Raw genomic sequence first — 23,093 nt, 5'->3', positions numbered from 1 at the left:
GCCTCAAAGGGCTTAGTGAGCCTCATCCCAGTTGTTGCCCACGCCCACTTCGACCAGCAACGGCACATCCAGCTTCGCCGCCTCGCTCATGTGCACACGGATTTCGGCACCGACCTGCGCGACCAGATCTTCGCGAACCTCCAGTACCAATTCATCGTGGACCTGCAGGATCACCCGGGCATCCAGCCCGGAGGTCGCCAGCCAGTTATCCACAGCCACCATGGCTTTCTTGATGATGTCGGCCGCCGTGCCCTGCATCGGGGCATTGATCGCTGTGCGTTCAGCAGCGGCGCGTTCCTGTGGCTTGTTCGAATTGATCTCCGGCAAGTACAGGCGGCGACCGAAGAACGTCTCGACGTAACCCTGATCCGCCGCTTGCGCGCGGGTGCGGTCCATGTACTCGCGAACCCCCGGATAACGGGCGAAGTAAGTGTCGATGTAGGCCTTGGCGGTCTTGGTATCGACGCCGATGTCCTTGCCAAGCTTCTGCGCACCCATGCCGTAGATCAGCCCGAAGTTGATCGCCTTGGCGCTGCGACGCTGGTCGGAGGTCACTTGGTCGAGCTCGACCTTGAACACTTCGGCTGCGGTGGCGGTGTGCACGTCGAGGTTGTTGCGAAACGCGTTCATCAGCCCTTCATCGCGGGACAGATGCGCCATGATCCGCAGTTCGATCTGCGAATAGTCCGCCGCCAGCAGTTTGTAGCCCTTGGGGGCGACGAAAGCCTGACGAATACGTCGGCCTTCAGCGGTGCGCACCGGGATGTTCTGCAGGTTCGGATCGCTGGAGGACAGGCGACCGGTCGAGGCCACGGCTTGATGATACGAGGTGTGGATGCGCCCGGTGCGCGGGTTGATCTGCTCCGGCAGGCGGTCGGTGTAGGTGCTTTTCAGCTTGCTCATCGAGCGGTGCTCCATCAGCACCTTCGGCAAGCGGTGATCGTCCTCGGCAAGCTTCGCCAGCACTTCTTCGGCGGTGGATGGCTGGCCCTTGGCGGTTTTCTTCAGCACCGGCAGGCCGAGTTTTTCGTAGAGAATCACCCCCAGTTGCTTGGGCGAGCCGAGGTTGAATTCTTCCCCGGCGATCTCGAACGCTTCACGCTCCAGCGCGACCATCTTGTTGCCCAGCTCGATGCTCTGGATGCCCAGCAGTTCGGCATCGACGAACGCGCCCTGGCGTTCAATACGAGCCAGCACCGGCACCAGTGGGATCTCGATGTCGGTCAGCACGCTCGCCAGGCTCGGGATGGCGCTGAGCTTGTCAAACAGAGTCTGGTGCAGACGCAGGGTGATATCGGCGTCTTCGGCGGCATACGGCCCGGCCTGCTCCAGGGCGATCTGGTCGAACGTGAGCTGCTTGGCGCCTTTGCCGGCGATGTCCTGGAAACTCACCGTGGTGTGGTCGAGGTATTTCTGCGCGAGGCTGTCCATGTCGTGACGGGTCGCGGTGGAGTTGAGCACATAGGATTCAAGCATCGTATCGAAGGCGATGCCGCGCACGGTGATACCGTCGTTCTGATCGCCGCCGATGGCGCAGTTGGCCAGGATATTCATGTCGAACTTGGCGTGCTGGCCGACCTTGAGTTTGTTCGGGTCTTCGAGAATCGGTTTGAGCGCGCGCAGCACGGTGTCGCGATCCAGTTGCTCAGGCACACCAATGTAGGAGTGGGTCAGCGGGATGTAGGCGGCTTCGTTGGCCTGCACGGCGAACGACAGACCGACCAGTTGCGCCTGCTGCGCGTCGATGCCAGTGGTTTCGGTGTCGAAGGCGAAGAGTCTGGCGTTACGCAGTTTTTCCAGCCAGGCGTCGAAGCGTGCCTGATCGAGGATGGTTTCGTACGCGGCTTGAGCGGAGGCAGGCGCTTCGGCTTCTGGCGTGCTGAACAGATCGGCGGCCGGCGCAGGCTCGACAGCCGCGCTCAGTTCCAGGCGCTTGGCGTCACGATCAAGGTCATTCAACCAGCTCTTGAATTCCAGCAGGGAGTACAGCTCGTAGAGTTTGGCCGGATCTTCCGGACCCATCTGCAAATCATCGAGACCGATGTCCAGCGGCACGTCGATTTTGATGGTTGCCAGTTGATAGGAGAGGAAAGCCATCTCTTTGTGCTCTTCGAGCTTGGCCGGCAGGGTTTTAGCGCCGCGAATCGGCAGGGTCGGCACGATGTCGAGGTTGGCGTACAGCTCGGTCAGACCACCATTGACGCCAACCAGCAGGCCGGATGCGGTCTTCGGGCCAATGCCCGGCACGCCCGGAATGTTGTCGGAGGAATCGCCCATCAGCGCCAGATAATCGATGATCTGCTCCGGTGCGACGCCGAATTTCTCCTTCACGCCCTCCACATCCATCGAGCTACCGGACATGGTGTTGACCAAGGTAATGTGGCCGTCGACCAGTTGCGCCATGTCCTTGTCGCCGGTGGAGATGATCACCGGGCGATCCGCCGCCGCACTGCTGCGGGCGAGGGTGCCGATCACGTCGTCGGCCTCGACGCCGTCCACGCACAGCAGCGGGAAGCCGAGGGCGATCACGCTCTGGTGCAGCGGCTCGATCTGCACACGCATGTCATCGGGCATGCTCGGGCGGTTGGCTTTATATTCGGCGTACATCTCATCGCGAAACGTCCCGCCCTTGGCGTCGAACACCACGGCGAACGGGCTGTCCGGGTACTGCTTGCGCAGACTCTTGAGCATGTTCAACACGCCTTTGACCGCGCCGGTCGGCAGGCCTTTGGACGTGGTCAGCGGTGGCAGCGCGTGAAAGGCGCGATACAGGTAAGACGAACCGTCCACCAGGACGAGGGGGGCTTGGCTCATGAGCAGGATCAACCTTTTCGGCGGGTCCGGCGCTAGAATAGCGGGACCGTTGACGACAAAGGGACAAGGTTATCATGCGTACGTTAAATCGCTTGCTGCTGGTCGGGTTGATCGCTGTCTCACCACTGGCCGCGATGGCGGCGGATGATGCGCCGGGCGGCGACCCCGAGGTCACCATCCGCACGGAAGGCGACAAGACCATTCAGGAGTACCGCCAGAACGGTTTCCTGTATGCGATCAAAGTCACGCCCAAGGGCGCGCCGCCGTACTTTCTGGTGCGCGCCGATGGGACGGATGCCAACTTCATCCGCTCGGATCAGCCGGATATGCTGATCCCGTCATGGAAGATTTTCGAATGGAAGTAAGTTTTTAATTCACTCGGCGCCGCATCTTGCGGCGCCCGTACTGGCAGTTAAGACATGTCTGTGTTCACTCCCCTGGCTCGGCCCGAGCTGGAAACCTTTCTCGCCCCTTACGGGCTCGGCCGCCTGCTTGATTTCCAGGGGATCGCCGCCGGCAGCGAAAACACCAATTTCTTTATCAGCCTGGAGCAGGGCGAATTTGTCCTGACCCTGGTCGAACGCGGGCCGGTGCAGGAGATGCCGTTCTTCATCGACCTGCTCGATGTGCTGCACCATGCCGATCTGCCGGTGCCATACGCGCTGCGCACCACTGACGGCGTGGCGTTGCGTGAACTCAAAGGCAAACCGGCGCTGCTGCAGCCGCGCCTGTCCGGCAAACACATCAAGATCGCCAACGCCCAGCATTGCGCGCAGGTCGGCGAATTGCAGGCGCACCTGCACCTGGCGACTCAGGGCGAGCGCATGATCAAGCGCAAGACCGATCGTGGCCTGGACTGGATGCTGGAGGAGGGTGGCGAGTTCCTGTCACACCTGAGCGATGAGCCGCAGGCCTTGCTGCAAAAGGCTTTGGATGAAATTACCGCACAAAAGGACAGGATTCTCGCGCTGCCACGGGCCAATATTCACGCCGATCTGTTCCGTGACAACGCGATGTTCGAAGGCACGCACCTGACCGGGCTGATCGACTTCTACAACGCTTGCTCGGGGCCGATGCTGTATGACGTGGCGATCGCCTTGAACGACTGGTGTTCGGATGAGGAGGGCGTGATCGATGGCCCGCGCGCGCGGGCGTTCCTCGGAGCTTACGCGGCGCTGCGGCCGTTTACGGCGGCGGAGGCTGAGTTGTGGCCAACGATGTTGCGCGTCGCGTGTGTGCGGTTCTGGCTGTCACGCTTGATCGCGGCTGAGCAGTTCGCCGGGCAGGACGTGTTGATTCACGATCCGAGGGAGTTCGAACAGCGCTTGGCGCAGCGGCAGAAGATCAGCAGCCCTCTACCTTTCTCGCTTTGAATTGTGGCGAGCGAGCTTGCTCGCGCCGGGCTGCGAAGCGGCCCCAAGATTCTGCTAGGCAGATTTTGTGAGTGCTGCGCACTCAAGCGGGAGCAAGCTCCCTCGCCACAGGGTTTACAGGATTACAGCGACTCCAGGCACCCGGCCAGGTCGTTGCCGAGTTTCTCCAGCACCTGCTCATAACCCTGAGCCGTCGCCGGTGTATAGCCACCCAACGCATCCAGCTCGGCCAGTTTCACCGGCAAACCGGCCACCAGCGTTTCCGCCAAACGCGGACGCAACGGCGGTTCGCTGAATACACACGTCTTGCCCACTTCCTGCAAGCGCTTGCGCATCGCCGCGACGTGCTGCGCCCCTGGCTGCACCTCGGCGGCCACGGCGAATACCCCGGCGTGGTTCAGCCCATAGGCGTCTTCAAAGTAGTCGAAGGCTTCGTGGAAAACGAAGTACGGCTTGCCTTCAACGTTGGCCAGGCGCTTCTTCAAACGTTGATCCAGCGCATCCAGGCGTTCATCGAAAGCCTTGGCATTGCGCTGATAGTGCTCGGCGTTGGCCGGGTCGGCGGCGCTCAGGTCGGCGGCCATCCTGTCGGCAATCACCCGAGCGTTGATCGGTGACAGCCACAAGTGCGCGTCCAGCGAGCCGGGGCGATGGTCGTGATCATGTTCGTCGGCCTCGTCGGCCTCTTCGGCGTGAGAGTGGTTGTCCTCGCCGAAATGACGCAGTTTGAGCCCTGGCAGATCCTGCACGGCGATGCTCGGCAAGGTGCGACCGCTGAGCACGCGCGGCAGGAATCCTTCCATGTCAGGACCGATCCAGTACAGCAGATCGACTGACTGCACTTTCCGTACGTCGGATGGGCGCAGCGCGTAATTGTGCGGCGAGGCACCTGGCGGCAGCAGCACCTCGGGAATCGCCACGCCGTCCTGCACGGCAGCGGCAATCAACTGCAACGGCTTGATGCTGGTGAGGACTTTGACCTCGGCCTGAGCCGAGCCGATCAGCAGAAAACTGGCAACAAAAGCTACAAAAACAGAAAAAAGTCGGGACACGATGACCACTCAAGGAGGCGAGAACGGGTAACATAATAACGTCTCTATCAAATCTCGTCGCCGCCCATGCCTATTACACCGATCGCCAGCCGTCCCCACGACCACTCACATTGCGTGCACAGCGCTTTGTCCGAGGCCGATGCCTTGTGCGCCCAGAAAGGCTTGCGCCTGACCGCGCTGCGCCGCCGGGTGCTGGAATTGGTGTGGCAGAGTCACAAGCCGCTGGGCGCCTATGACATTCTTGCCGTACTCAGCGAGCAGGATGGCCGCCGCGCCGCGCCGCCAACCGTGTACCGCGCGCTGGACTTCCTGCTGGAAAATGGCCTGGTCCACCGCATCTCGTCGCTGAACGCCTTTGTTGGCTGTGTCCACCCGGAACACGCGCATCAGGGTCAGTTCCTGATCTGCCGCGAGTGCCATGCGGCCATTGAGCTTGAGCAAAAAGTGATCAGCGACGCGATCATCAATAGCGCCAAAGAGGTCGGGTTCATTGTCGAGGCACAGACCGTCGAAGTCGTCGGCCTGTGCTCCGGGTGCCAGGGGGCTTGATGAGCAACGCGTTGATTCGTCTGGACCAGGTCGCCGTCACGTTTGCCGGACAGACCGTGCTGGACAACATCGAGCTGAGCGTCGAGCCGGGGCAGATCGTCACCCTGATCGGCCCCAACGGCGCCGGCAAAACCACCCTGGTGCGCGCCGTACTCGGGCTGTTGAAACCGGACAGCGGCAGCGTCTGGCGCAAGCCGAAGCTGCGCGTCGGCTACATGCCGCAAAAGCTGCACGTCGATCCGACCTTGCCGCTCTCGGTCCTGCGTTTCCTGCGTCTGGTGCCGGGCGTTGACCGTACGCGCGCATTGGTCGCGCTGAAGGAAGTCGGCGCCGAACACGTTATCGACAGTCCGGTGCAGAGTGTGTCCGGCGGCGAAATGCAGCGCGTGCTGCTGGCCCGGGCGCTGCTGCGCGAGCCGGAACTGCTGGTGCTCGACGAGCCGGTGCAGGGCGTTGATGTCGCCGGCCAGGCCGAGCTGTACAGCTTGATCACCCGTCTGCGCGACCGCCACGGTTGCGGCGTGCTGATGGTCTCGCACGATTTGCATCTGGTGATGAGCACCACCGATCAGGTGGTCTGCCTCAATCGCCATGTCTGCTGCTCCGGGCACCCCGAGCAAGTCAGCGGCGACCCTGCGTTTGTCGAGTTGTTCGGCAAGAACGCGCCGAGCCTGGCGATCTATCACCACCATCACGACCATGCCCATGACCTGCACGGTTCGGTGGTCAAAGGCCCGGTTGCCGGGCAGCCTCACGTTCATGGAGACCACTGCAAGCATGGCTGATTTTCTGTTGTACGCCCTGCTTGCAGGTCTGGCGCTGGCAATGGTGGCCGGGCCGTTGGGTTCGTTTGTGGTCTGGCGGCGCATGGCCTACTTCGGCGACACCTTGTCCCATGCCGCATTGCTTGGCGTGGCGTTGGGCTTCTTGCTCGATGTCAGTCCTACCGTCGCGGTGACGGTCGGCTGCCTGCTGCTGGCGGTGCTGTTGGTGACCCTGCAACAACGCCAGCCACTGGCCTCTGACACGCTGTTGGGAATTCTTGCGCCGAGCACGCTCTCTCTTGGCCTGGTGGTACTAAGCTTCATGCATGAAGTGCGGATCGACCTGATGGCCTATCTGTTCGGCGACCTGCTGGCGATCAGTCCGACCGATCTCATGTGGATTCTCGGCGGCACGGCGGCAGTGCTGGTGTTGCTGGTGACCCTGTGGCGGCCGCTGCTGGCGGTCACCGTGCACGAAGAACTGGCCAGGGTTGAAGGCCTGCCGGTGGCGGCTTTGCGCCTGGCGCTGATGCTGTTGATTGCGGTGGTGATCGCGGTGGCGATGAAAATCGTCGGTGTGTTGCTGATCACCTCGCTGCTGATCATCCCGGCCGCTGCGGCACAGCGTCACGCCCGCTCCCCGGAGCAGATGGCGCTGGGCGCCAGCCTGCTGGGCATGCTCGCGGTGTGTGGCGGGCTGGCGCTGTCGTGGTTCAAGGACACCCCGGCCGGACCGTCAATCGTTGTGACAGCGGCCGCATTGTTTCTGCTGAGTTTTGTTCTGCCCCGTCGAGGGGTGTAGACTTGCTCGCTTTTTGCGCAATTAGAGAGTCGCAGGAATGAAGCCGTTCGCCTCCCGTTATCTGCTCCTTGTCGCATTTTCAGTGCTGCTGGGCGCCTGCCAAAGCACGCCACCGGTGGCTGAAGTCCCCGATGCGCGAGCTACGGCCATCGCACAGCTGGAGCAAAGCCTGGCCAGCAGCGAACTGGCCACCGCCGAAGACCAGTTGGCCGCGTTGCAGGCCGCATCCCCCAACGACCAGTCCCTGGAGCAATACCAGCGACAACTGGCCGAGGCGTATTTGCGTCGCAGCCAGATCGTCCTGCAAAAAGGCGATGTCAACGCTGCGGCGACCGCGTTAAGCCGTGCCCGTGCCTTGATGCCCACGGCTCCGGCACTGACCGGCGGCGTCAACGGCGCCATCACCGAGGCGCGCAAAGCCGAGCTGGAGAAGGCCGAAGCTGCCTTGCTGGCCGCCGAAGCCAAGCCAAAAGCCAAGGTGATCGACCCGACTGCCGAAAGCACCACGGTTGCCTTGAACATCGGCGATATTCACAAGCTTCAGCGCCAACTCGATGCGATCGCCGCCGACGTGGTGTACTACGAGTGCGCTGTCAGCATCCAGGCACCGCGCACGGCGGATTATCCGTGGTTGGCAACGTTGCTGAGCAAGCGCGTGAAAAAGCTTGATCCGGATTTTGATCTGCAGATCGAGAAGCAGATTTTGCGCACAGTGCCGGCGCAGATGGTTTTAAGTCCGCGCAAGCCATAAAAAGCATCGCGGGCAAGCCCGCTCCCACAAGGACAATATGACCCTGTGGGAGCGGGCTTGCCCGCGATGGCGTTGTTACTTTCAGCGAAGATTTTTAGGCTGGAATCGCCTTGGCCTTCGGCTCCCGCGCCCACACCCGATGCTCGCCAATCGCGGCAAAGAACGGCTTGGTCAGCGCACCCACATCCTTGCCCTGCAGCAACCCCGCATCCGCGTCCAGCTTCAGCAAGTCCTGCAGTTGCTTGGCCTCACCGTGCAGCGCAATTGCTTTCAGGTGTTTGTAAGCCTCGAGTAAATAATGCAACGCCACACCGTCGCCGCTTAAAGCGGTGATCGAAGCCGCGCCACCCGGCACGAACACCGCGTCAAACGCGATTGAGGGCATGCCTTCCATCGATGCATCCACCGCCAACGCCTTGCCGTCTGCGGTTTTCACCGGCGCCGAGGTCGGGCCGAGCAGTTTCGCGTGGGCGCCTTCGGCTTCCAGCGCTTTCTTCATCGCATCGATGGCCGCATCGTCCACACCATTGGCGGCGAGAATCGCCACTTTGCGCGTCTTGATATTGCCGGGCAGCAGGTTGGCCTGACTCAACGCCGGGGAGCGTTCCAGCGCAGTCTTGCGCACCTCGACCGTGCCTTTGACCGGCGCCGGCAAACCGAGGTTTTGCGCAACACGCTTGGCCAGGGTCAGGTCGATGTTGGCGAGGATTTCGTTCACTTCGCGGGCGCGGATAAATTCACGCTCGACCTTGCCCAGCTCGAAGCTGTAAGCGGCAATGATGTGTTCTTTCTCATGCTCGCTCATGCTGTTGAAGAACAGCCGGGCCTGGGAGAAGTGATCGCTGAACGACTCGCTGCGCTGGCGGATCTTCGCCGCGTCGATGCGCTCCGGGTAGCTCTCGAAACCACCGTCCTGTGCCGCCGGTGGGGTTTCTTTCGGCCAGCCGCCGTCAATCGAGTTGGGTTCATAAGAGGCGCGGCCCTTGTCGATCGTCGTGCGATGTTGCGCATCGCGCTGGCCGTTATGGAACGGCGCCACCGGACGGTTGATCGGCAATTCATGAAAATTCGGCCCGCCGAGTCGGCTGATTTGCGTGTCGGTGTAGGAAAACAGCCGGCCTTGCAGCAACGGGTCGTTGGAGAAGTCGATGCCGGGTACGATGTGGCCCGGGCAGAAAGCGACCTGCTCGACTTCGGCAAAGAAATTGTCCGGGTTGCGGTTGAGGGTCATTTTGCCCAGTGGTGTGATCGGTACGATTTCTTCGGGAATGATCTTGGTCGGGTCGAGGATGTCGAAATCGAAGTCGTGTTCGTTTTCCTCTTCGACGATCTGCACGCCCAGTTCCCACTCCGGGTAGTCGCCCATCTCGATCGCTTCCCACAGGTCGCGACGGTGGTAATCGGTGTCTTTACCGGCGAGCTTTTGCGCTTCGTCCCATACCAGCGAGCAAGTACCCGCCGTCGGGCGCCAGTGGAATTTGACGAAGCGCGATTTGCCCTCGACGTTGATCAGGCGAAAGGTGTGGACGCCGAAACCCTGCATGCTGCGCAGGCTTTTTGGAATCGCCCGGTCGGACATCGCCCAGATCACCATGTGCGCCGATTCCGGCACCAGCGAGACGAAGTCCCAGAAGGTATCGTGAGCCGAGCCGCCGGTCGGGATTTCGTTGTGCGGCTCGGGTTTCACCGCGTGCACGAAGTCAGGAAATTTGATCGCGTCCTGAATGAAGAACACCGGCATGTTGTTGCCGACCAGGTCGAAGTTGCCCTCGTCGGTGAAGAATTTCACCGCAAAACCGCGTACGTCACGCACGGTATCGCCGGAACCGCGTGGCCCCTGCACCGTGGAAAAACGCACGAAGACCGGGGTTTTCTTGCCCGGGTCCTGTAGGAAACCAGCTTTGGTCAGTGCTGCATGGTTCTCGTAGCTCTGAAAGAAGCCGTGCGCGCCAGTGCCGCGCGCATGGACGATGCGCTCTGGAATGCGCTCATGGTCAAAGTGCGTGATTTTCTCGCGCATGATGAAGTCTTCGAGCAGCGATGGCCCGCGCGGACCGGCCTTGAGGGTGTTCTGGTTGTCCGCGATCTTCACGCCCTGATTGGTACGCAGCGCCTGGCCGGTAGCGTCGGAGCGGAATTTTTCCAGGCTGTCGAGTTTGGCGTTGGTATTGGCGCGATCCGGGGTATCGGTCCCGGCCATCTCGCTTTTATCAGGTGCAGGCTTTTTGATGCTCATCAGACGTAAACTCCTCGTTTGGCCCCGGATGCCTTCCGCAGACCCTTGAGTGATTCCCGGGCACGGCACCCAGGGTTTCAAGTCGCTTACTTAGTGACTGATGAGCGTTTCAGCCGTTCCGTTTATATGACCTTTGATCGCGTTATTGCCAAATCGAAGGTTAATTGCGAAATAAATGCTAAGAACCTCTATACGGACAGGCTAAAATGCGCGCCCGGCTAACCGCTGATCCTTTTCTAACGCGCCCCACAAGGTTCGCTACGTGATCGAGTTTCAAAACGTCCACAAGACTTACCGCGTCGCCGGTAAGGATATTCCCGCGCTGCACCCGACCAGTCTCTCTATCGAGAACGGCCAGGTGTTCGGCCTGATCGGCCATTCCGGTGCGGGCAAAAGTACCCTGCTGCGTCTGATCAATCGCCTGGAAAACGCCAGCGGCGGCAAGATCATCGTCGACGGCGAAGAAGTCACCGCGCTGGACGCCAACGGCTTGCGCCGTTTCCGCCAGCAGGTCGGGATGATCTTCCAGCACTTCAACCTGCTCGCCTCCAAGACCGTCGCCGACAACGTGGCGTTGCCGCTGACCCTGGCCGGTGAGTTGTCGAGCACTGAAATCTTTCAGCGCGTCGACGAGTTGCTGGCGCGGGTCGGTCTGTCTGACCACGCGAAGAAGTACCCGGCGCAATTGTCCGGCGGCCAGAAGCAGCGCGTCGGCATCGCCCGCGCCCTGGCGACCAAGCCGAAGATTCTGCTGTGCGACGAAGCCACCAGTGCCCTCGACCCGCAGACCACCGCGTCGGTCCTGCAATTGCTGGCCGAGATTAACCGTGAGCTGAAACTGACCATCGTCCTGATCACCCACGAGATGGACGTGATCCGTCGCGTCTGCGATCAGGTGGCTGTGATGGATGCCGGCGTGATCGTCGAGCAGGGGTCGGTGGCCGATGTGTTCCTGCATCCACAACACCCGACCACCAAGCGTTTCGTCCAGGAAAGCGAGCAGATCGACGAGGACGAGCAACGCGACGATTTCGCTCACGTGCCCGGGCGCATCGTGCGCCTGACCTTCCAGGGCGACGCGACCTACGCGCCGTTGCTCGGCACTGTCGCCCGGGAAACCGGGGTCGACTACAGCATCCTCGCCGGTCGCATCGACCGCATCAAAGACATTCCGTACGGGCAATTGACCCTCGCCGTCACCGGTGGCGACATGGAAGCGGCGTTCGCCCGCTTCACCGCCGCTGACGTTCACATGGAGGTCCTGCGTTAATGGAAATGTTCGACGCTGCAATCAAGCATTACGACGCCGCAGTCGCGGCGATCAAACTGTTCTTCCAAAACATCGACTGGCTCGAAATCGGCCTGGCCACTAACGACACGATGCTGATGCTCGGCGGTTCGCTGCTGTTCACCGTGTTGCTCGGCCTGCCGCTGGGTGTGCTGCTGTTCCTTTGCAGCCCGCGTCAGTTGCTGGAAAACCGTGTCCTCTACGCGTTCATGTCGCTGGCGGTGAACATTCTGCGTTCGTTGCCGTTCATCATTCTGCTGATCGTGATGATTCCGTTCACCGTGCTGATCACCGGTACGTCGCTGGGCGTGGCCGGTGCGATTCCGCCGCTGGTAGTGGGGGCGACCCCGTTCTTCGCGCGGCTGGTGGAAACCGCGTTACGTGAAGTCGATCGCGGCATCATTGAAGCGACCCAGTCGATGGGCGCGACCACGCGGCAAATCATCATGAACGCCTTGCTGCCGGAAGCACGTCCGGGCATTTTCGCAGCGATTACGGTGACGGCGATTACACTGGTGTCCTACACGGCGATGGCCGGCGTGGTGGGTGCCGGTGGTCTGGGTGACCTGGCGATCCGTTTCGGTTACCAGCGTTTCCAGACCGACGTGATGATTGTCACCGTGGTGCTACTGTTGGTTCTGGTGCAGGTGCTGCAAATGGTTGGCGACCGACTGGTCGTGCATTTCTCGCGCAAATAACGGTTTGTTGTCATCAAGAGGCGCCGGCCTTCGCTGGCGGGCGCCATCAAAAGGAGTTAGCTGAATGAAAAAACTGATTGCTGCTTTCGCTGCCGTTGCTGCGTTTTCGGCCCATGCCGAAACCCTGACCGTTGCCGCGTCCCCGGTGCCGCACGCGGAAATCCTCGAATTCGTCAAGCCAGCCCTGGCCAAGGAAGGCGTGGATCTGAAGGTCAAGGTCTTCACCGATTACATTCAGCCGAACGTACAGGTCGCCGAAAAGCGCCTGGACGCCAACTTCTTCCAGCACCAGCCGTACCTGGATGAATTCAACAAGGCCAAGGGCACCAGCCTCGTCGCTGTGACCGGCGTGCATCTGGAGCCGCTGGGCGCCTACTCGAGCAAGGTCAAGAAAATCGAAGAGCTGCCAAGCGGCGCCAACGTGGTCATTCCCAACGATGCCACCAACGGCGGCCGTGCGCTGTTGCTGCTGGCCAAGGCTGGCGTGATCACCCTGAAGGACCCGACCAACATTCTGTCGACCATCAAAGACATCGCGACCAACCCGAAAGACTTGAAATTCCGTGAACTGGAAGCCGCGACCATCCCGCGCGTGCTGACCCAGGTCGATCTGGCGCTGATCAACACCAACTACGCGTTGGAAGCCAAGCTCGATCCGTCCAAGGATGCGCTGGTGATCGAAGGCAACGACTCGCCTTACGTCAACATCCTCGTGTCCCGTGCCGACAACAAGGACAGCGATGCGATGAAGAAGCTGGCGGCGGCGCTGCACACGCCGGAAGTGAAAAAGTTCATCACCGAGAAGTACAAAGGCGCGGTATTGCCGGCGTTCTGATTCCGGTTGCTGCTACAAAAAAGGGGACGCCATGTGCGTCCCCTTTTTTTATCCGAAACACAGCTACTGCGGGTGCCGGCATCTGTGGCGAGGGAGCTTGTCGAATCGTCGCACCGTCCCGCTGGGCTGCGAAGCGGCCCCAAAACCGGCTAATGCGATTTAACCGTTACACCGGATCAATTGGGGTTTACGACTGCTGCGCAGCCGAGCGGGAGCAAGCTCCCTCGCCACAGGGTTTCATCATGGGGTTACTTGCGGCTAAGCATCGCCGGCAGTTGCGCAACCAGCTTGGCATTGTTCAGCGGCGCCCGAATAAACCCGCGCTGCGTGCCGTCCGGGCCGATCACTGCCAGATTGCCGCTGTGATCTACCGTGTAATTCGGCTTGCTGGTATCGGCCGGAATAAACGGGATGCTCACCGCATTGGCGACTTTTTGCAGTTCTTCAATCGAGGCCGGCGTCAGGCCGATGAACTGCGGATCGAAATAGCCCAGATACTGCTTCAACTGTTTTGGCGTATCGCGGTTCGGGTCCACGCTGACCAGCACGACCTGTAATTTGTCCACCGCGTCCTTGGGCAGCTCACTCTTGATCTGGCGCAGTTGCGCGAGAGTGGTCGGGCAGATGTCCGGGCAGAAGGTGTAGCCGAAGAACAACAGACTCCATTTGCCTTTCAGCTCATCGATGGCCACTGGTTTGCCGTCCTGATCGGTCATCGTCACGTCCGGCAGGTTGCGGCTTTGCGGCAGCAGGATGATCCCGGCGTCGATCAGCGCGGTGGGGTCGCCCTGGCCCTTGCCGCTCAGCACTTTGTTGACGGTCAGGCCCAGGATCAGCGCGATCACGGCCACGAGGATGAAGACGGTTTTCTGGGTTCGGGTCATAGGTTCAACAGTAAGTAGTGGTCTACGAGCAGGGCGATGAACAACAGGAACAAGTAATAAATAGAGTACTTGAAGGTGTTGATCGCCGCGTGCGGCCGAGTGCCACGGTACAGCACCACGGCCCATTGCAGAAACCTTGCGCCCAGGCCGAGCGCGCAGATCAGATACAGCACGCCGCTCATGTGAATCACGTAGGGCAACATGCTCACCGCCAGCAGCGCGAAGGTGTACAGCAGAATGTGCACTTTGGTGTAGTGCTCGCCGTGGGTGACCGGCAGCATCGGAATGTCGGCCTTGGCGTATTCCTCCTTGCGATGAATCGCCAGCGCCCAGAAGTGCGGCGGGGTCCAGGCGAAGATGATCAGCACCAGCAGCAGCGGTTCGGCGCTGACGTGGCCAGTGGCGGCGGTCCAGCCGAGCAGCGGCGGGGCGGCGCCGGCGAGGCCGCCGATGACAATGTTCTGCGGTGTCGCGCGTTTGAGGAAACCGGTGTAGACCACCGCGTAACCCAGCAGCGAGGCGAGGGTCAGCCATGCGGTCAACGGATTGGTGAACGTCAGCAGCAACGCCTGACCGAGCAGCGCCAGGACCAGGGCGAAAGTCAGCGCCGCCGCCGGCGACACCCGGCCCTCGGCCAACGGTCGCTTGTGGGTGCGCGCCATCACCGCGTCAATGCGCCGGTCCACTACGTGATTCACCGCCGCCGCACCGCCGGCACACAACGCGATTCCCAGGTTGCCGAACACCAGCACCGTCCAGGGCACTCCGGCGCGGGTCGCGAGGAACATGCCGACCAGCGAGGTGATCAGCATCAGCACCACGACTTTGGGCTTGGTCAGTTCCAGATAATCGCGCCACAGCGCTTGCGCGGGACGTTCGCCGATCAGACTCGCCATGGCGTTTCTCCTTTTAATGCAATGGGCGCGACGGCAGGTTTATTCGGGCTGAAGCGCCAGCGCGCCAGCGTCGGTTGCGCCACCTGGAGCAGACTGGTGCGCGCGTGATAGTTGACCAGCACCAGCGTCAGTAACAACGCCGCGCCGCCTGCGTTATGGGCGACGGCCACCGGCAGCGGCAGATGAAACAACACGTTGCTGATCCCGAGGGTGATCTGCGCGGCGAGGGCGACCAGCACCAGAGCGGCCAGACGGGTCATGCCGACGACTTTCAACTGCCAGGCCAGACCGAGCAGCACCAACGTCACCAGCAATGCGCCGATCCGGTGGGTCAGGTGAATCGCCGTGCGCGCATCGCTGTCCAGCTGTCCGCCGAGATAATTCGGGCCGATGTGCTGAGTCAGGTGAAAGCCGTTGGCGAAATCCGCAGGCGGCAGCCATTGTCCATGACAGGTTGGAAAATCGATGCAGGCCACCGCCGCGTAGTTGGAACTGACCCAGCCACCCAGCGCAATCTGGCCGATCACCAATAACAGCCCCGCGGTCGCCCAATACTGCAAGCGCTTGGGCACGCTCAGGGCCGGCAGCACGCCGGACAACCTCAGCGTCAGCAAAAACAGCAGACTCAACGTGGCAAAACCGCCGAGCAAATGCCCGGTAACCACTTGCGGCCAGAGCTTGAGCGTCACCGTCCACATGCCGAACGCCGCCTGGGCGATGACCACCGCCAGCACAAACAGCGGCAGCTTCACCGGTTGCCCCGGGTGGCGGCGGTTGACCCAGGCGCGTCCGGCCAGCACCGAAATCAACAAGCCAAGGCTGCCGGCGAAGTAGCGGTGGATCATCTCGTTCCAGCCCTTGTGCGCTTCTACCGGCGCGTCGGGAAAATGCAGTTCGGCATGGGCCAGTTGCGCCTCGCTGTCCGGCACGCTGATAAAGCCGTAGCAGCCCGGCCAGTCCGGGCAGCCGAGGCCGGCGTGGGTCAGGCGCGTGTAGGCGCCAAGCAGCACCACAATCAGTGCCAGCAGGGTGGCAAACAGCGCGAGGCGAAATCCAGGTTTGGCCATGACGATGCCCTTATCCGATGTTCGACAGTTTCAGCAGGTGACGCAGGTCGTTGAGCAGATCCTTGCCTTTCACATTCGGCTCGTAGCGCAGTACGAGATTGCCGTGCGGGTCGACGATCCATAGCTGCGGCGCCGCCTTGTCGCCGGTGGTCCTGGCGAACACGCCGGCATCCAGCGGATAGCGTTGCAACTGCGGGTATTCGCGGTCGAGTCTGGCGGCGTAGTCGGCGCTCAGCGGTTGCGCGGCGGCCAGAGCGTGGCTGGCGCGTCCGGCTTCGCGGCCCAGGCTGATCTGGATCTGCCGCGCCAGATACACCAGTTGCTGGCAGTCGACTGCGCAGTCCTTCGGCGCTGTCACCAGAATCTGCCAGCGCTGCTCATCGGCCTGCACGCCGAGGTCGGCGCGGGTCTGGCCGTTGCCGATCAGTTCGCCGTGATAACTGCGTCCTTCCGGCACCCAGAACTGCAACTTGTACATGCCGGTGGCGAGCAGCATCGGTCCGACCACGCCGAGCACGATCAGCAGCAATTGAATGCGCCCGCGCCGACGGCTGAGGGCGGGTTTGGCTTCAGACATGCTGGGTGGATTCATGGCGCTTCCCATGGCGTTTCTCCTTTGCGTTGTGCCAGCCAAGATAGAGGTAGAGGCCGAGCAGGGCCGTGGCCATGGCAAACCATTGCACGGCATAGCCGAGGTGTTTTTCCGGGCCCATCGCAACCACCGGCCAATCCGTCTGATAGCTGACCGGACCGGGCTCGGCGCGCAGTTCGTAGGCGAAACCGTCGCGTTCCAGGGTTTGCCAGAGTCTGGCCGGCTCGACGGCGGTAATGGTTTGCGGCCAGACACTGCTGACCGGGTCGGCGTGTAACTGGAACGTCGCGCCCGGGGCGACGTAGACCCAGGCGTCGAGTGTCAGTGTCTCGACGGGTGTGCTGAATTGCGGCGGCACGCGCCGGTCCGGCCAGGGCAACCAGCCGCGATTGACCAGCAGCCACAACCCCGTGTGCTGATCCTGGAACGGTTGCAGCAACTCGACGCCAACCTTGCCGCCACGCTGGCGGTTGTCGAGCAACAGGGTATGAGCAGCATCGAACTGGCCATGTAGCTGCACGCGGCGATAAGCCGGGTCAGCACTGCCCGGCAATTCGCTGCTGGCCATCGGTTCGGCCACGCGACGTTCGGCGTAGCTGGCGAGCAGGGTGGTTTTTTCAGCGCCCCGGCCCAGTTGCCAGAAGCCCAGCGCAACCATCAGCGGCAGCAACAACGCGACCACCACCGTCGGTATTACGCCCGGGCGAAAGTGCTTCATGGCTGCGCCACAAAGTCAGTTGTCACGATCGCTATACTCAAATGCATCGCCTGTCCCCCGGAGTCTTGCCATGTTCAAAGCAGCGATCGTCCTGATGCTGATTGCCACGGTGATCAGCCTGTTCAGCGGCCTGTTTTTCCTGGTCAAGGACGACAGCAGTTCAAATCGCCTGGTCATCGCCTTGAGTGTTCGGGTGGCACTGGCCGCCGTCACCGTCGGCCTGATGGCCTGGGGTTTCTACAGCGGCCAGTTGGTCTCCCACGTGCCGTGGTAGACGCGAGCGGCAAGCTTCAAGCGGCAAGCTGCAAGTTAGAAGCCGTACTGCTTTGACTTAAAGCTTGTAGCTTGCAGCTAGAGGCTTGCCGCTTCAGAGTATGTAGACGAAGAAGAACAAGCCGATCCACACCACGTCGACGAAGTGCCAATACCAGCTCGCCGCTTCGAAACCGAACTGGTGCTCGTTGTCGAAATGGCCTTTCATGATGCGCATCAGCATCACGAACAAAATGATCGTGCCGATGGTCACGTGGGCGCCGTGAAACCCGGTGAGCATGAAGAACGTTGCGCCGTAGATGCCCGAGCCGAGGGTCAGTCCAAGTTCCTTGTAGGCGTGGATGTATTCCTCAGCCTGGAAGCCAAGAAACGCGACGCCCAGCAGCACGGTGATCGCCAGCCAGAGTTTCAGTGCGCCGCGATGACCTTTCTTCAGCGCATGGTGGGCGATGGTGATGGTCACGCTGGAGCTGACCAGCAAAATGGTGTTGAGCAGCGGCAAGCCCCACGGGCTGATGACGTCCTTGGGCGGCGGAAACAGTTTCGGGTCCGGGTTGTTCAGCAGCGGCCAGACATATTCGAAGTTCGGCCAGAGCATCTCCGAAAGGCCCTTGCTGCCTTCGCCGGCCAGCCCAGGCGCGGAAACGACGCGGATATAGAACAGCGCGCCGAAGAAGGCGACGAAGAACATCACTTCGGAAAAGATGAACCAGCTCATGCCCCAACGGAACGAGCGATCCAGTTGCGGGCTATACAGCCCCGCGCGACTTTCCTTGATCACCGCACCGAACCAGCCGAACAGCATGTACGCCAGCAGCAGCCCACCGACGAAAAAGATCAGCGGGCCGTGGGAATCCGGACGCGCCGCCTTCAGATCGTTGAACCAGGTCGCGAGGCCGTACACGGTGACGAACATTCCGACCGTGGCGATGATCGGCCATTTGCTCTGGGCCGGGACGTAATAGTGCTCATGAGTTGCCATTTATTGTTCTCCTTATCGGGCACGCTCAACCGCCAGTGCTAACGGCCACCGGCGGATGTCGGGCGGTGATATCGAACAGCGTGTAGGACAGCGTCAGGTGCTTCACTTCCTTGGGCATGTCGCGGTCAACGATGAAACGCACGGGCATTTCGATCTGTTCACCGGGCTGCAGCACCTGCTGGGTAAAGCAGAAGCATTCGGTCTTGTGGAAATACGCCGCCGCGTTGCTCGGCGCGATACTTGGCACCGCTTGTGCGCTCATCGGTTTGTCGGTGGGGTTGCGCGCGATGAACACCATCTCGTTGACCGCACCGGGGTTGGCGGTCAGCTCGTCGTGCTTGGGATAGAAATCCCACGGCATGTCGGCGGTGTTGGTCGACAAAAACTGCACGCGCACCTGGCGCGAGGTGTCGACCACTTGCTCACCGGCGTACTGGCCACCGGTCTTGCCGTTAATGCCGAAGGCTTTGCACATCACGTCGTAGATCGGCACCAGGGCGAAGCCGAAGACAAACATCGCCACCACGACGAGCAACAGGCGCGTGACCAGTTTCTTCAGCGAGATCGAGTCAGCCATGGTTCATGCCTCCCCCGAAACGGCGAGCAAGCTCCCTCGCCACGAGGGAATGTGCAAGCTGGTGAGGTTTTCATTTCACTTCCGGCGGCGTGGTGAAGGTGTGATACGGCGCCGGCGACGGCACGCTCCACTCCAGCCCTTCGGCGCCATCCCACGGTTTGGCCGGCGCCGGCTCGCCGCCACGGATGGTCTTGATCACGATGAACAGGAAGAAAATCTGCGTGGCGCCGAACATGAACGCGCCAATCGACGAGACCATGTTGAAGTCGGCGAACTGCAGGTTGTAGTCCGGAATCCGCCGCGGCATCCCTGCAAGACCCACGAAGTGCATCGGGAAGAAGGTCAGGTTCATGCCGACGAACGACAGCCAGAAATGCAGTTTGCCGAGGGTTTCGTCGTACATGTGTCCGGTCCACTTCGGCAGCCAGTAGTACGCCGAGGCGAAAATTCCGAAGATCGCCCCCGGCACCAGCACGTAATGGAAGTGCGCGACGACGAAGTAGGTGTCCTGATACTGGAAGTCCGCCGGGGCGATCGCCAGCATCAGCCCGGAGAAGCCGCCGATGGAAAACAAGATGACGAACGCGACGGCAAACAGCATCGGCGTCTCGAAGGTCATCGAGCCTTGCCACATGGTGCTGGCCCAGTTGAACACTTTCACCCCGGTCGGCACCGCGATGAGCATGGTCGCGTACATGAAGAACAACTCGCCCACCAGCGGAATGCCGACCACAAACATGTGGTGCGCCCAGACGATGAACGACAGGAAGGCGATGCTCGCCGTGGCGTAGACCATCGAGGTGTAGCCGAACAGCGGCTTGCGCGCGAAGGTCGGGATGATCTGGCTGACCGCGCCGAACGCCGGCAGGATCATGATGTACACCTCGGGGTGGCCGAAGAACCAGAACACATGCTGGAACAGCACCGGATCACCACCGCCGGCGGCGCTGAAGAAACTGGTGCCGAAGTGAATGTCCATCAGCATCATCGTCACGCACCCGGCCAGCACCGGCATCACTGCGATCAGCAGGAATGCGGTGATCAGCCACGTCCAGACGAACAGCGGCATTTTCATCAGTGTCATGCCGGGGGCGCGCAGGTTGAGAATGGTCGCGACCACATTGATCGCGCCCATGATCGAGCTGATGCCCATCAGGTGAATGGCGAAGATGAAAAACGTCACGCTTTCCGGCGCGTAAGTCGTCGACAGCGGCGCGTAGAAGGTCCAGCCGAAATTCGGCCCGCCACCCGGCGTGAACAGGGTCGACACCAGCAGCAGAAACGCCGCCGGCAGCAGCCAGAAACTGAAGTTGTTCATCCGCGGCAGGGCCATGTCCGGCGCGCCGACCATCAGCGGAATCATCCAGTTGGCGAGGCCGACGAACGCCGGCATGACCGCGCCGAAGACCATCACCAGGCCGTGCATGGTGGTCATCTGGTTGAAGAATTCCGGTTGCACGATCTGCAGGCCGGGCTGGAACAACTCGGCACGAATGACCATGGCGAACGAGCCGCCGAGCAGGAACATGCAGAACGCAAACCACAGGTACAGGGTGCCAATGTCCTTGTGGTTGGTGGTCAACACCCAGCGCATCAGGCCTTTGGCAGGGCCGTGGGCGTGGTCGGCGTGACCGTGGTCATCGATGACAGCACTCATGGCCGGTCTCCTTCAAGTGAGTGGACGGGGCGGGCCGGGGCGTCTGGCCCCGACCGGTTCACGCAGTACGCAATTGACCGGCTCATTGGCTTTCCGCCTGTTTCAGCTCCAGCACTTGTTTTGGCGTGACCATGTCGCCCTTGTTGTTACCCCAGGCGTTACGTTCGTACGTCACGACCGCGGCGATATCGACTTCCGACAATTGCTTGCCGAACGCCGCCATGGCGGTGCCGGGCTTGCCGTGGAAGACGATGCTCAGGTGATCCTTGATCGGGCCGGTGGCGATTTTCGAGCCCTTGAGCGCCGGGAACATCGGCGGCAGGCCCTGGCCTTCGGCCTGGTGGCAGGCCACGCAAGCGGTGTGATAGACCTTGTCGCCGCGCTCCTTGAGCTCGTCGAGGGTCCATTCCTTGCTGGTCAGCTCTTTGAGCTGCGCCGCCTCGGCCTTGCGCTCGGCGAGCCAGGCTTCGTAGTCGGCCTTCTCCTTGACCTCGACCACGATCGGCATGAAGCCATGGTCCTTGCCGCACAGTTCGGCGCACTGGCCGCGGTAAAGGCCGGGTTTGTCGATGCGCGTCCAGGCTTCGTTGACGAATCCGGGAATCGCATCGCGTTTGACTGCGAACGCCGGCACCCACCATGAGTGGATGACGTCGGCGGAGGTGACGAGGAAGCGCACCTTGGCGCCGATCGGCAGCACCAATGGCTTGTCGACTTCGAGCAGGTAATGCTCGCCCTTGGCTTCCTTGTTGTGGATCTGCTCGGCGGGGGTGGCCAGGTTGCTGAAGAACTCGACGTCCTGACCCAGGTATTTGTAATGCCACTTCCACTGATAACCGGTGATCTGGATATCGATGTCCGCTTCGCTGGTGTCGTACATCTTGATCAGCGTGGCGGTGGCGGGAACGGCCATGGCCACCAGAATCAGCAGCGGCACGACGGTCCACATGATCTCGACGCCGGTACTTTCGTGGAATTTTGCCGCGACCTGCCCGGTGGAGCGGCGGTGCACCATCATCGACCAGAACATGGCGCCGAAGACGATGATCCCGATCACCACACAGATCCAGAAAATGGTCATGTGCAGGTCGAATACTGCGTGACTGATTTCAGTCGCTCCAGGCGCCATATTCACAGTCCAAGCCGCGTTGGCCTGGCTGAAAATCGACCACAACAGGAGGCCCATCCAGACATGTGGATGTCGCATCATTGCGGGTTCCCCTTATCGTTCTTGTTATCCCGCCGGCGTATCGCCTGCGGCAAGGGAGCGGCTGCATCAGACTACGAACTTGAATCGCCGGGCCTTGCTGCAGGTGCAGTCGGGCGTCATCAGCTAACTCCATTCATTGGCGAGTATAGACAGCGACCGAGAATTGCAACCCGAAGACGTAAATGAACTGAAACAGCCGGGACTTGCATTCAAGGGCACGAATGGAGAAGGATGCAGACGAGTGGTGGCAAATGGATATAACGCAGGTGCATCAAGGATGAAATAATTATGACAAATGCGTCTTAGCGTTTTTCGTAAGCCAGCTAAGTTATGTCTTCCCTATTTCATTGCCTTGTTTCCTGGAGTTTTCATGAACACCGCCGCATTGCGCGAGCAGATCCAAAAAGCCCAACAGCACGAAAAAGACACCGGCCTGCTGACCCGTCAGCTGGAAAGCAAGCTGCCCCATCTACACCCGGCGATCCAGTTGCCGGAAGCCGACGCCCAAGGCGTGCTGACGCGATTTGTCGCCGCCTACATCGATGAAGTGCCAGACCTGCTGGACGCAGCCAATGAAGTGGCCAGGGAAGCGGGAATCGAATCGCAGATCAAACCGGTACTGAAAATCGCCGAGCAGTATTTCCTCCAGCCGCCGGCAATCATGGCCGGGCATGTCGGTCTGGACAGCCTGCTGGACGAAGCCTATCTGGCGCACCGGTTTGTCGAAGAGGTCAACGACCTGTACATCAAGCATTTCGGCCAGCCGCTGATCCCGCTGGACATGACGGTCGCCAACCTGATTGCTCACCAATTGATCGGTGAAGAATTTGCCAACCAGCTGGATGAAGTCGTGCATCACGCCTTCGACGAGATGCTCAACGACGAGAGCTTTGCCCTGGAATCGGTGGAAGCCTACCGCGAGAAACTCAGCAGTCCGGACACTGGCGCGGCGTGGAAACGCTGGCCGTGCATGAGTCGCCGCTTGGGCGTGGGACTGGAGCTGGATCAGCCAGCTGCCTGACCCCGGGACTTTGCGGGAAGCCAATGTGGGAGGGGGCTTGCTCCCGAAGGCGAT

The 23,093-nt window shown here is 61.1% G+C and carries 23 protein-coding genes; 11 read left to right on the top strand and 12 right to left on the bottom strand.

Translation table 11 applies throughout. From position 1 onward, the window contains the following. Window positions 1–12: 12 nt before the first annotated feature. A complete protein-coding gene (gene polA, locus HU743_RS21195) occupies window positions 13–2,814 on the bottom strand; it encodes a DNA polymerase I (protein ID WP_186651025.1) in 2,802 nt (933 codons plus the stop codon). A 74-nt stretch (window positions 2,815–2,888) separates the two neighbouring features. Here polA and HU743_RS21190 point away from each other — a divergent pair, with 74 nt between their 5' ends. Beyond that, entirely contained in the window at window positions 2,889–3,179 is a 291-nt protein-coding gene (locus HU743_RS21190; RefSeq protein ID WP_039757137.1) for a DUF2782 domain-containing protein, read from the top strand. 54 nt (window positions 3,180–3,233) lie between these two features. Then, window positions 3,234–4,187 carry a homoserine kinase gene (locus HU743_RS21185; protein WP_186651024.1) on the top strand — a complete coding sequence of 318 codons (954 nt, stop codon included), beginning with the start codon at window positions 3,234–3,236 and terminating at the stop codon, window positions 4,185–4,187. Window positions 4,188–4,309: 122 nt separating this feature from the next. Here the strand turns inward: HU743_RS21185 and znuA are convergent, their stop codons facing one another. Continuing rightward, window positions 4,310–5,239 carry a zinc ABC transporter substrate-binding protein ZnuA gene (gene znuA, locus HU743_RS21180; protein WP_186651022.1) on the bottom strand — a complete coding sequence of 310 codons (930 nt, stop codon included), beginning with the start codon at window positions 5,237–5,239 and terminating at the stop codon, window positions 4,310–4,312. A gap of 66 nt (window positions 5,240–5,305) precedes the next feature. On the opposite strand from znuA, the gene HU743_RS21175 reads away from it, so the two are divergent. Genes HU743_RS21175 through HU743_RS21160 form a run of 4 tightly spaced genes read left to right on the top strand, consistent with a single transcriptional unit; the run spans window position 5,306 to window position 8,105 of the window. Further along, window positions 5,306–5,788 (top strand): Fur family transcriptional regulator, encoded by a 483-nt coding sequence (locus tag HU743_RS21175; RefSeq protein ID WP_186546284.1) that lies wholly within the window; start codon window positions 5,306–5,308, stop codon window positions 5,786–5,788. Then, window positions 5,788–6,573 carry a zinc ABC transporter ATP-binding protein ZnuC gene (gene znuC, locus HU743_RS21170; RefSeq protein ID WP_186651020.1) on the top strand — a complete coding sequence of 262 codons (786 nt, stop codon included), beginning with the start codon at window positions 5,788–5,790 and terminating at the stop codon, window positions 6,571–6,573. The genes HU743_RS21175 and znuC overlap by 1 nt, the downstream gene beginning before the upstream one ends. After that, window positions 6,566–7,354, top strand: a complete 789-nt coding sequence (gene znuB / locus HU743_RS21165) for a zinc ABC transporter permease subunit ZnuB (RefSeq protein WP_186618892.1) — start codon at window positions 6,566–6,568, stop codon at window positions 7,352–7,354. The genes znuC and znuB overlap by 8 nt, the downstream gene beginning before the upstream one ends. Window positions 7,355–7,391: 37 nt before the next feature. Further along, entirely contained in the window at window positions 7,392–8,105 is a 714-nt protein-coding gene (locus HU743_RS21160) for a PA5502 family lipoprotein (protein WP_186651018.1), read from the top strand. A gap of 94 nt (window positions 8,106–8,199) precedes the next feature. On the opposite strand, the gene katE is transcribed toward HU743_RS21160, so the two are convergent. Continuing rightward, window positions 8,200–10,341, bottom strand: a complete 2,142-nt coding sequence (katE, locus tag HU743_RS21155; protein WP_186651015.1) for a catalase HPII — start codon at window positions 10,339–10,341, stop codon at window positions 8,200–8,202. Window positions 10,342–10,603: 262 nt separating this feature from the next. Between katE and HU743_RS21150 the strand changes: the two genes are divergently transcribed. The 3 genes from HU743_RS21150 (at window position 10,604) to HU743_RS21140 (ending at window position 13,162) form a co-directional block, all read left to right on the top strand. Then, the gene (locus tag HU743_RS21150; protein ID WP_186651013.1) at window positions 10,604–11,611 is read left to right on the top strand and encodes an ATP-binding cassette domain-containing protein; all 1,008 of its coding nucleotides are present in this window, start codon (window positions 10,604–10,606) and stop codon (window positions 11,609–11,611) included. A gap of 5 nt (window positions 11,612–11,616) precedes the next feature. After that, a complete protein-coding gene (locus HU743_RS21145; RefSeq protein ID WP_186618936.1) occupies window positions 11,617–12,327 on the top strand; it encodes a methionine ABC transporter permease in 711 nt (236 codons plus the stop codon). A 64-nt stretch (window positions 12,328–12,391) separates the two neighbouring features. Next, window positions 12,392–13,162 (top strand): MetQ/NlpA family ABC transporter substrate-binding protein, encoded by a 771-nt coding sequence (locus tag HU743_RS21140; RefSeq protein ID WP_186651011.1) that lies wholly within the window; start codon window positions 12,392–12,394, stop codon window positions 13,160–13,162. A 248-nt stretch (window positions 13,163–13,410) separates the two neighbouring features. Here HU743_RS21140 and HU743_RS21135 read toward each other — a convergent pair whose 3' ends face one another. The 5 genes from HU743_RS21135 to HU743_RS21115 are packed head-to-tail and all read right to left on the bottom strand — an operon-like array spanning window position 13,411 to window position 17,319. Then, window positions 13,411–14,046 (bottom strand): SCO family protein, encoded by a 636-nt coding sequence (locus tag HU743_RS21135; RefSeq protein WP_186651009.1) that lies wholly within the window; start codon window positions 14,044–14,046, stop codon window positions 13,411–13,413. Continuing rightward, window positions 14,043–14,942: a heme o synthase gene (gene cyoE, locus HU743_RS21130; protein WP_186651007.1), complete on the bottom strand. Its 900-nt coding sequence runs from the start codon at window positions 14,940–14,942 to the stop codon at window positions 14,043–14,045. The genes HU743_RS21135 and cyoE overlap by 4 nt, the downstream gene beginning before the upstream one ends. Continuing rightward, window positions 14,930–16,009 carry a COX15/CtaA family protein gene (locus HU743_RS21125; RefSeq protein ID WP_186651005.1) on the bottom strand — a complete coding sequence of 360 codons (1,080 nt, stop codon included), beginning with the start codon at window positions 16,007–16,009 and terminating at the stop codon, window positions 14,930–14,932. Before HU743_RS21125 ends, cyoE begins: the two co-directional genes overlap by 13 nt. Before the next feature lie 10 nt (window positions 16,010–16,019). Next, window positions 16,020–16,613: a hypothetical protein gene (locus tag HU743_RS21120; RefSeq protein ID WP_186618900.1), complete on the bottom strand. Its 594-nt coding sequence runs from the start codon at window positions 16,611–16,613 to the stop codon at window positions 16,020–16,022. Further along, on the bottom strand, window positions 16,579–17,319 hold the full coding sequence (locus HU743_RS21115; RefSeq protein ID WP_186651003.1) for an SURF1 family protein: 741 nt from the start codon (window positions 17,317–17,319) through the stop codon (window positions 16,579–16,581). Before HU743_RS21115 ends, HU743_RS21120 begins: the two co-directional genes overlap by 35 nt. A gap of 70 nt (window positions 17,320–17,389) precedes the next feature. Here HU743_RS21115 and HU743_RS21110 point away from each other — a divergent pair, with 70 nt between their 5' ends. Further along, entirely contained in the window at window positions 17,390–17,593 is a 204-nt protein-coding gene (locus HU743_RS21110; protein ID WP_186618902.1) for a twin transmembrane helix small protein, read from the top strand. 93 nt (window positions 17,594–17,686) lie between these two features. On the opposite strand, the gene HU743_RS21105 is transcribed toward HU743_RS21110, so the two are convergent. From HU743_RS21105 to coxB, 4 genes are all read right to left on the bottom strand, one after another. Next, on the bottom strand, window positions 17,687–18,574 hold the full coding sequence (locus HU743_RS21105; RefSeq protein ID WP_186618903.1) for a cytochrome c oxidase subunit 3: 888 nt from the start codon (window positions 18,572–18,574) through the stop codon (window positions 17,687–17,689). A gap of 25 nt (window positions 18,575–18,599) precedes the next feature. Then, a complete protein-coding gene (locus HU743_RS21100; protein WP_186546298.1) occupies window positions 18,600–19,151 on the bottom strand; it encodes a cytochrome c oxidase assembly protein in 552 nt (183 codons plus the stop codon). Window positions 19,152–19,221: 70 nt separating this feature from the next. Continuing rightward, on the bottom strand, window positions 19,222–20,808 hold the full coding sequence (gene ctaD, locus HU743_RS21095) for a cytochrome c oxidase subunit I (RefSeq protein WP_042609004.1): 1,587 nt from the start codon (window positions 20,806–20,808) through the stop codon (window positions 19,222–19,224). Window positions 20,809–20,890: 82 nt separating this feature from the next. Next, window positions 20,891–22,018: a cytochrome c oxidase subunit II gene (gene coxB / locus HU743_RS21090; protein WP_186651001.1), complete on the bottom strand. Its 1,128-nt coding sequence runs from the start codon at window positions 22,016–22,018 to the stop codon at window positions 20,891–20,893. 370 nt (window positions 22,019–22,388) lie between these two features. Between coxB and HU743_RS21085 the strand changes: the two genes are divergently transcribed. Further along, a complete protein-coding gene (locus tag HU743_RS21085) occupies window positions 22,389–23,039 on the top strand; it encodes a hypothetical protein (RefSeq protein ID WP_186546300.1) in 651 nt (216 codons plus the stop codon). Window positions 23,040–23,093: the final 54 nt, after the last annotated feature.

It is taken from the genome of Pseudomonas sp. SWRI99, assembly GCF_014270125.1.
GTDB classification, from domain to species: Bacteria; Pseudomonadota; Gammaproteobacteria; order Pseudomonadales; family Pseudomonadaceae; genus Aquipseudomonas; species Aquipseudomonas hamedanensis.
The sequence above is the reverse complement of the archived record's forward strand: the minus strand, read 5'-3'. Positions and strand labels throughout refer to the sequence as shown.

Bases quoted from the DNA above. Each gene is read 5' to 3' on its own strand.
- coxB (WP_186651001.1), bottom strand. From the start codon at position 22,018: ATGATGCGACATCCACATGTCTGGATGGGCCTCCTGTTGTGGTCGATT.
- HU743_RS21125 (WP_186651005.1), bottom strand. From the start codon at position 16,009: ATGGCCAAACCTGGATTTCGCCTCGCGCTGTTTGCCACCCTGCTGGCA.
- znuC (WP_186651020.1), top strand. From the start codon at position 5,788: ATGAGCAACGCGTTGATTCGTCTGGACCAGGTCGCCGTCACGTTTGCC.
- katE (WP_186651015.1), bottom strand. From the start codon at position 10,341: ATGAGCATCAAAAAGCCTGCACCTGATAAAAGCGAGATGGCCGGGACC.
- HU743_RS21185 (WP_186651024.1), top strand. From the start codon at position 3,234: ATGTCTGTGTTCACTCCCCTGGCTCGGCCCGAGCTGGAAACCTTTCTC.
- cyoE (WP_186651007.1), bottom strand. From the start codon at position 14,942: ATGGCGAGTCTGATCGGCGAACGTCCCGCGCAAGCGCTGTGGCGCGAT.
- HU743_RS21120 (WP_186618900.1), bottom strand. From the start codon at position 16,613: ATGGGAAGCGCCATGAATCCACCCAGCATGTCTGAAGCCAAACCCGCC.
- HU743_RS21105 (WP_186618903.1), bottom strand. From the start codon at position 18,574: ATGGCAACTCATGAGCACTATTACGTCCCGGCCCAGAGCAAATGGCCG.
- HU743_RS21110 (WP_186618902.1), top strand. From the start codon at position 17,390: ATGTTCAAAGCAGCGATCGTCCTGATGCTGATTGCCACGGTGATCAGC.
- HU743_RS21115 (WP_186651003.1), bottom strand. From the start codon at position 17,319: ATGAAGCACTTTCGCCCGGGCGTAATACCGACGGTGGTGGTCGCGTTG.
- HU743_RS21145 (WP_186618936.1), top strand. From the start codon at position 11,617: ATGTTCGACGCTGCAATCAAGCATTACGACGCCGCAGTCGCGGCGATC.
- HU743_RS21100 (WP_186546298.1), bottom strand. From the start codon at position 19,151: ATGGCTGACTCGATCTCGCTGAAGAAACTGGTCACGCGCCTGTTGCTC.
- HU743_RS21140 (WP_186651011.1), top strand. From the start codon at position 12,392: ATGAAAAAACTGATTGCTGCTTTCGCTGCCGTTGCTGCGTTTTCGGCC.
- HU743_RS21085 (WP_186546300.1), top strand. From the start codon at position 22,389: ATGAACACCGCCGCATTGCGCGAGCAGATCCAAAAAGCCCAACAGCAC.
- HU743_RS21135 (WP_186651009.1), bottom strand. From the start codon at position 14,046: ATGACCCGAACCCAGAAAACCGTCTTCATCCTCGTGGCCGTGATCGCG.
- HU743_RS21175 (WP_186546284.1), top strand. From the start codon at position 5,306: ATGCCTATTACACCGATCGCCAGCCGTCCCCACGACCACTCACATTGC.
- znuB (WP_186618892.1), top strand. From the start codon at position 6,566: ATGGCTGATTTTCTGTTGTACGCCCTGCTTGCAGGTCTGGCGCTGGCA.
- HU743_RS21190 (WP_039757137.1), top strand. From the start codon at position 2,889: ATGCGTACGTTAAATCGCTTGCTGCTGGTCGGGTTGATCGCTGTCTCA.
- HU743_RS21160 (WP_186651018.1), top strand. From the start codon at position 7,392: ATGAAGCCGTTCGCCTCCCGTTATCTGCTCCTTGTCGCATTTTCAGTG.
- polA (WP_186651025.1), bottom strand. From the start codon at position 2,814: ATGAGCCAAGCCCCCCTCGTCCTGGTGGACGGTTCGTCTTACCTGTAT.
- ctaD (WP_042609004.1), bottom strand. From the start codon at position 20,808: ATGAGTGCTGTCATCGATGACCACGGTCACGCCGACCACGCCCACGGC.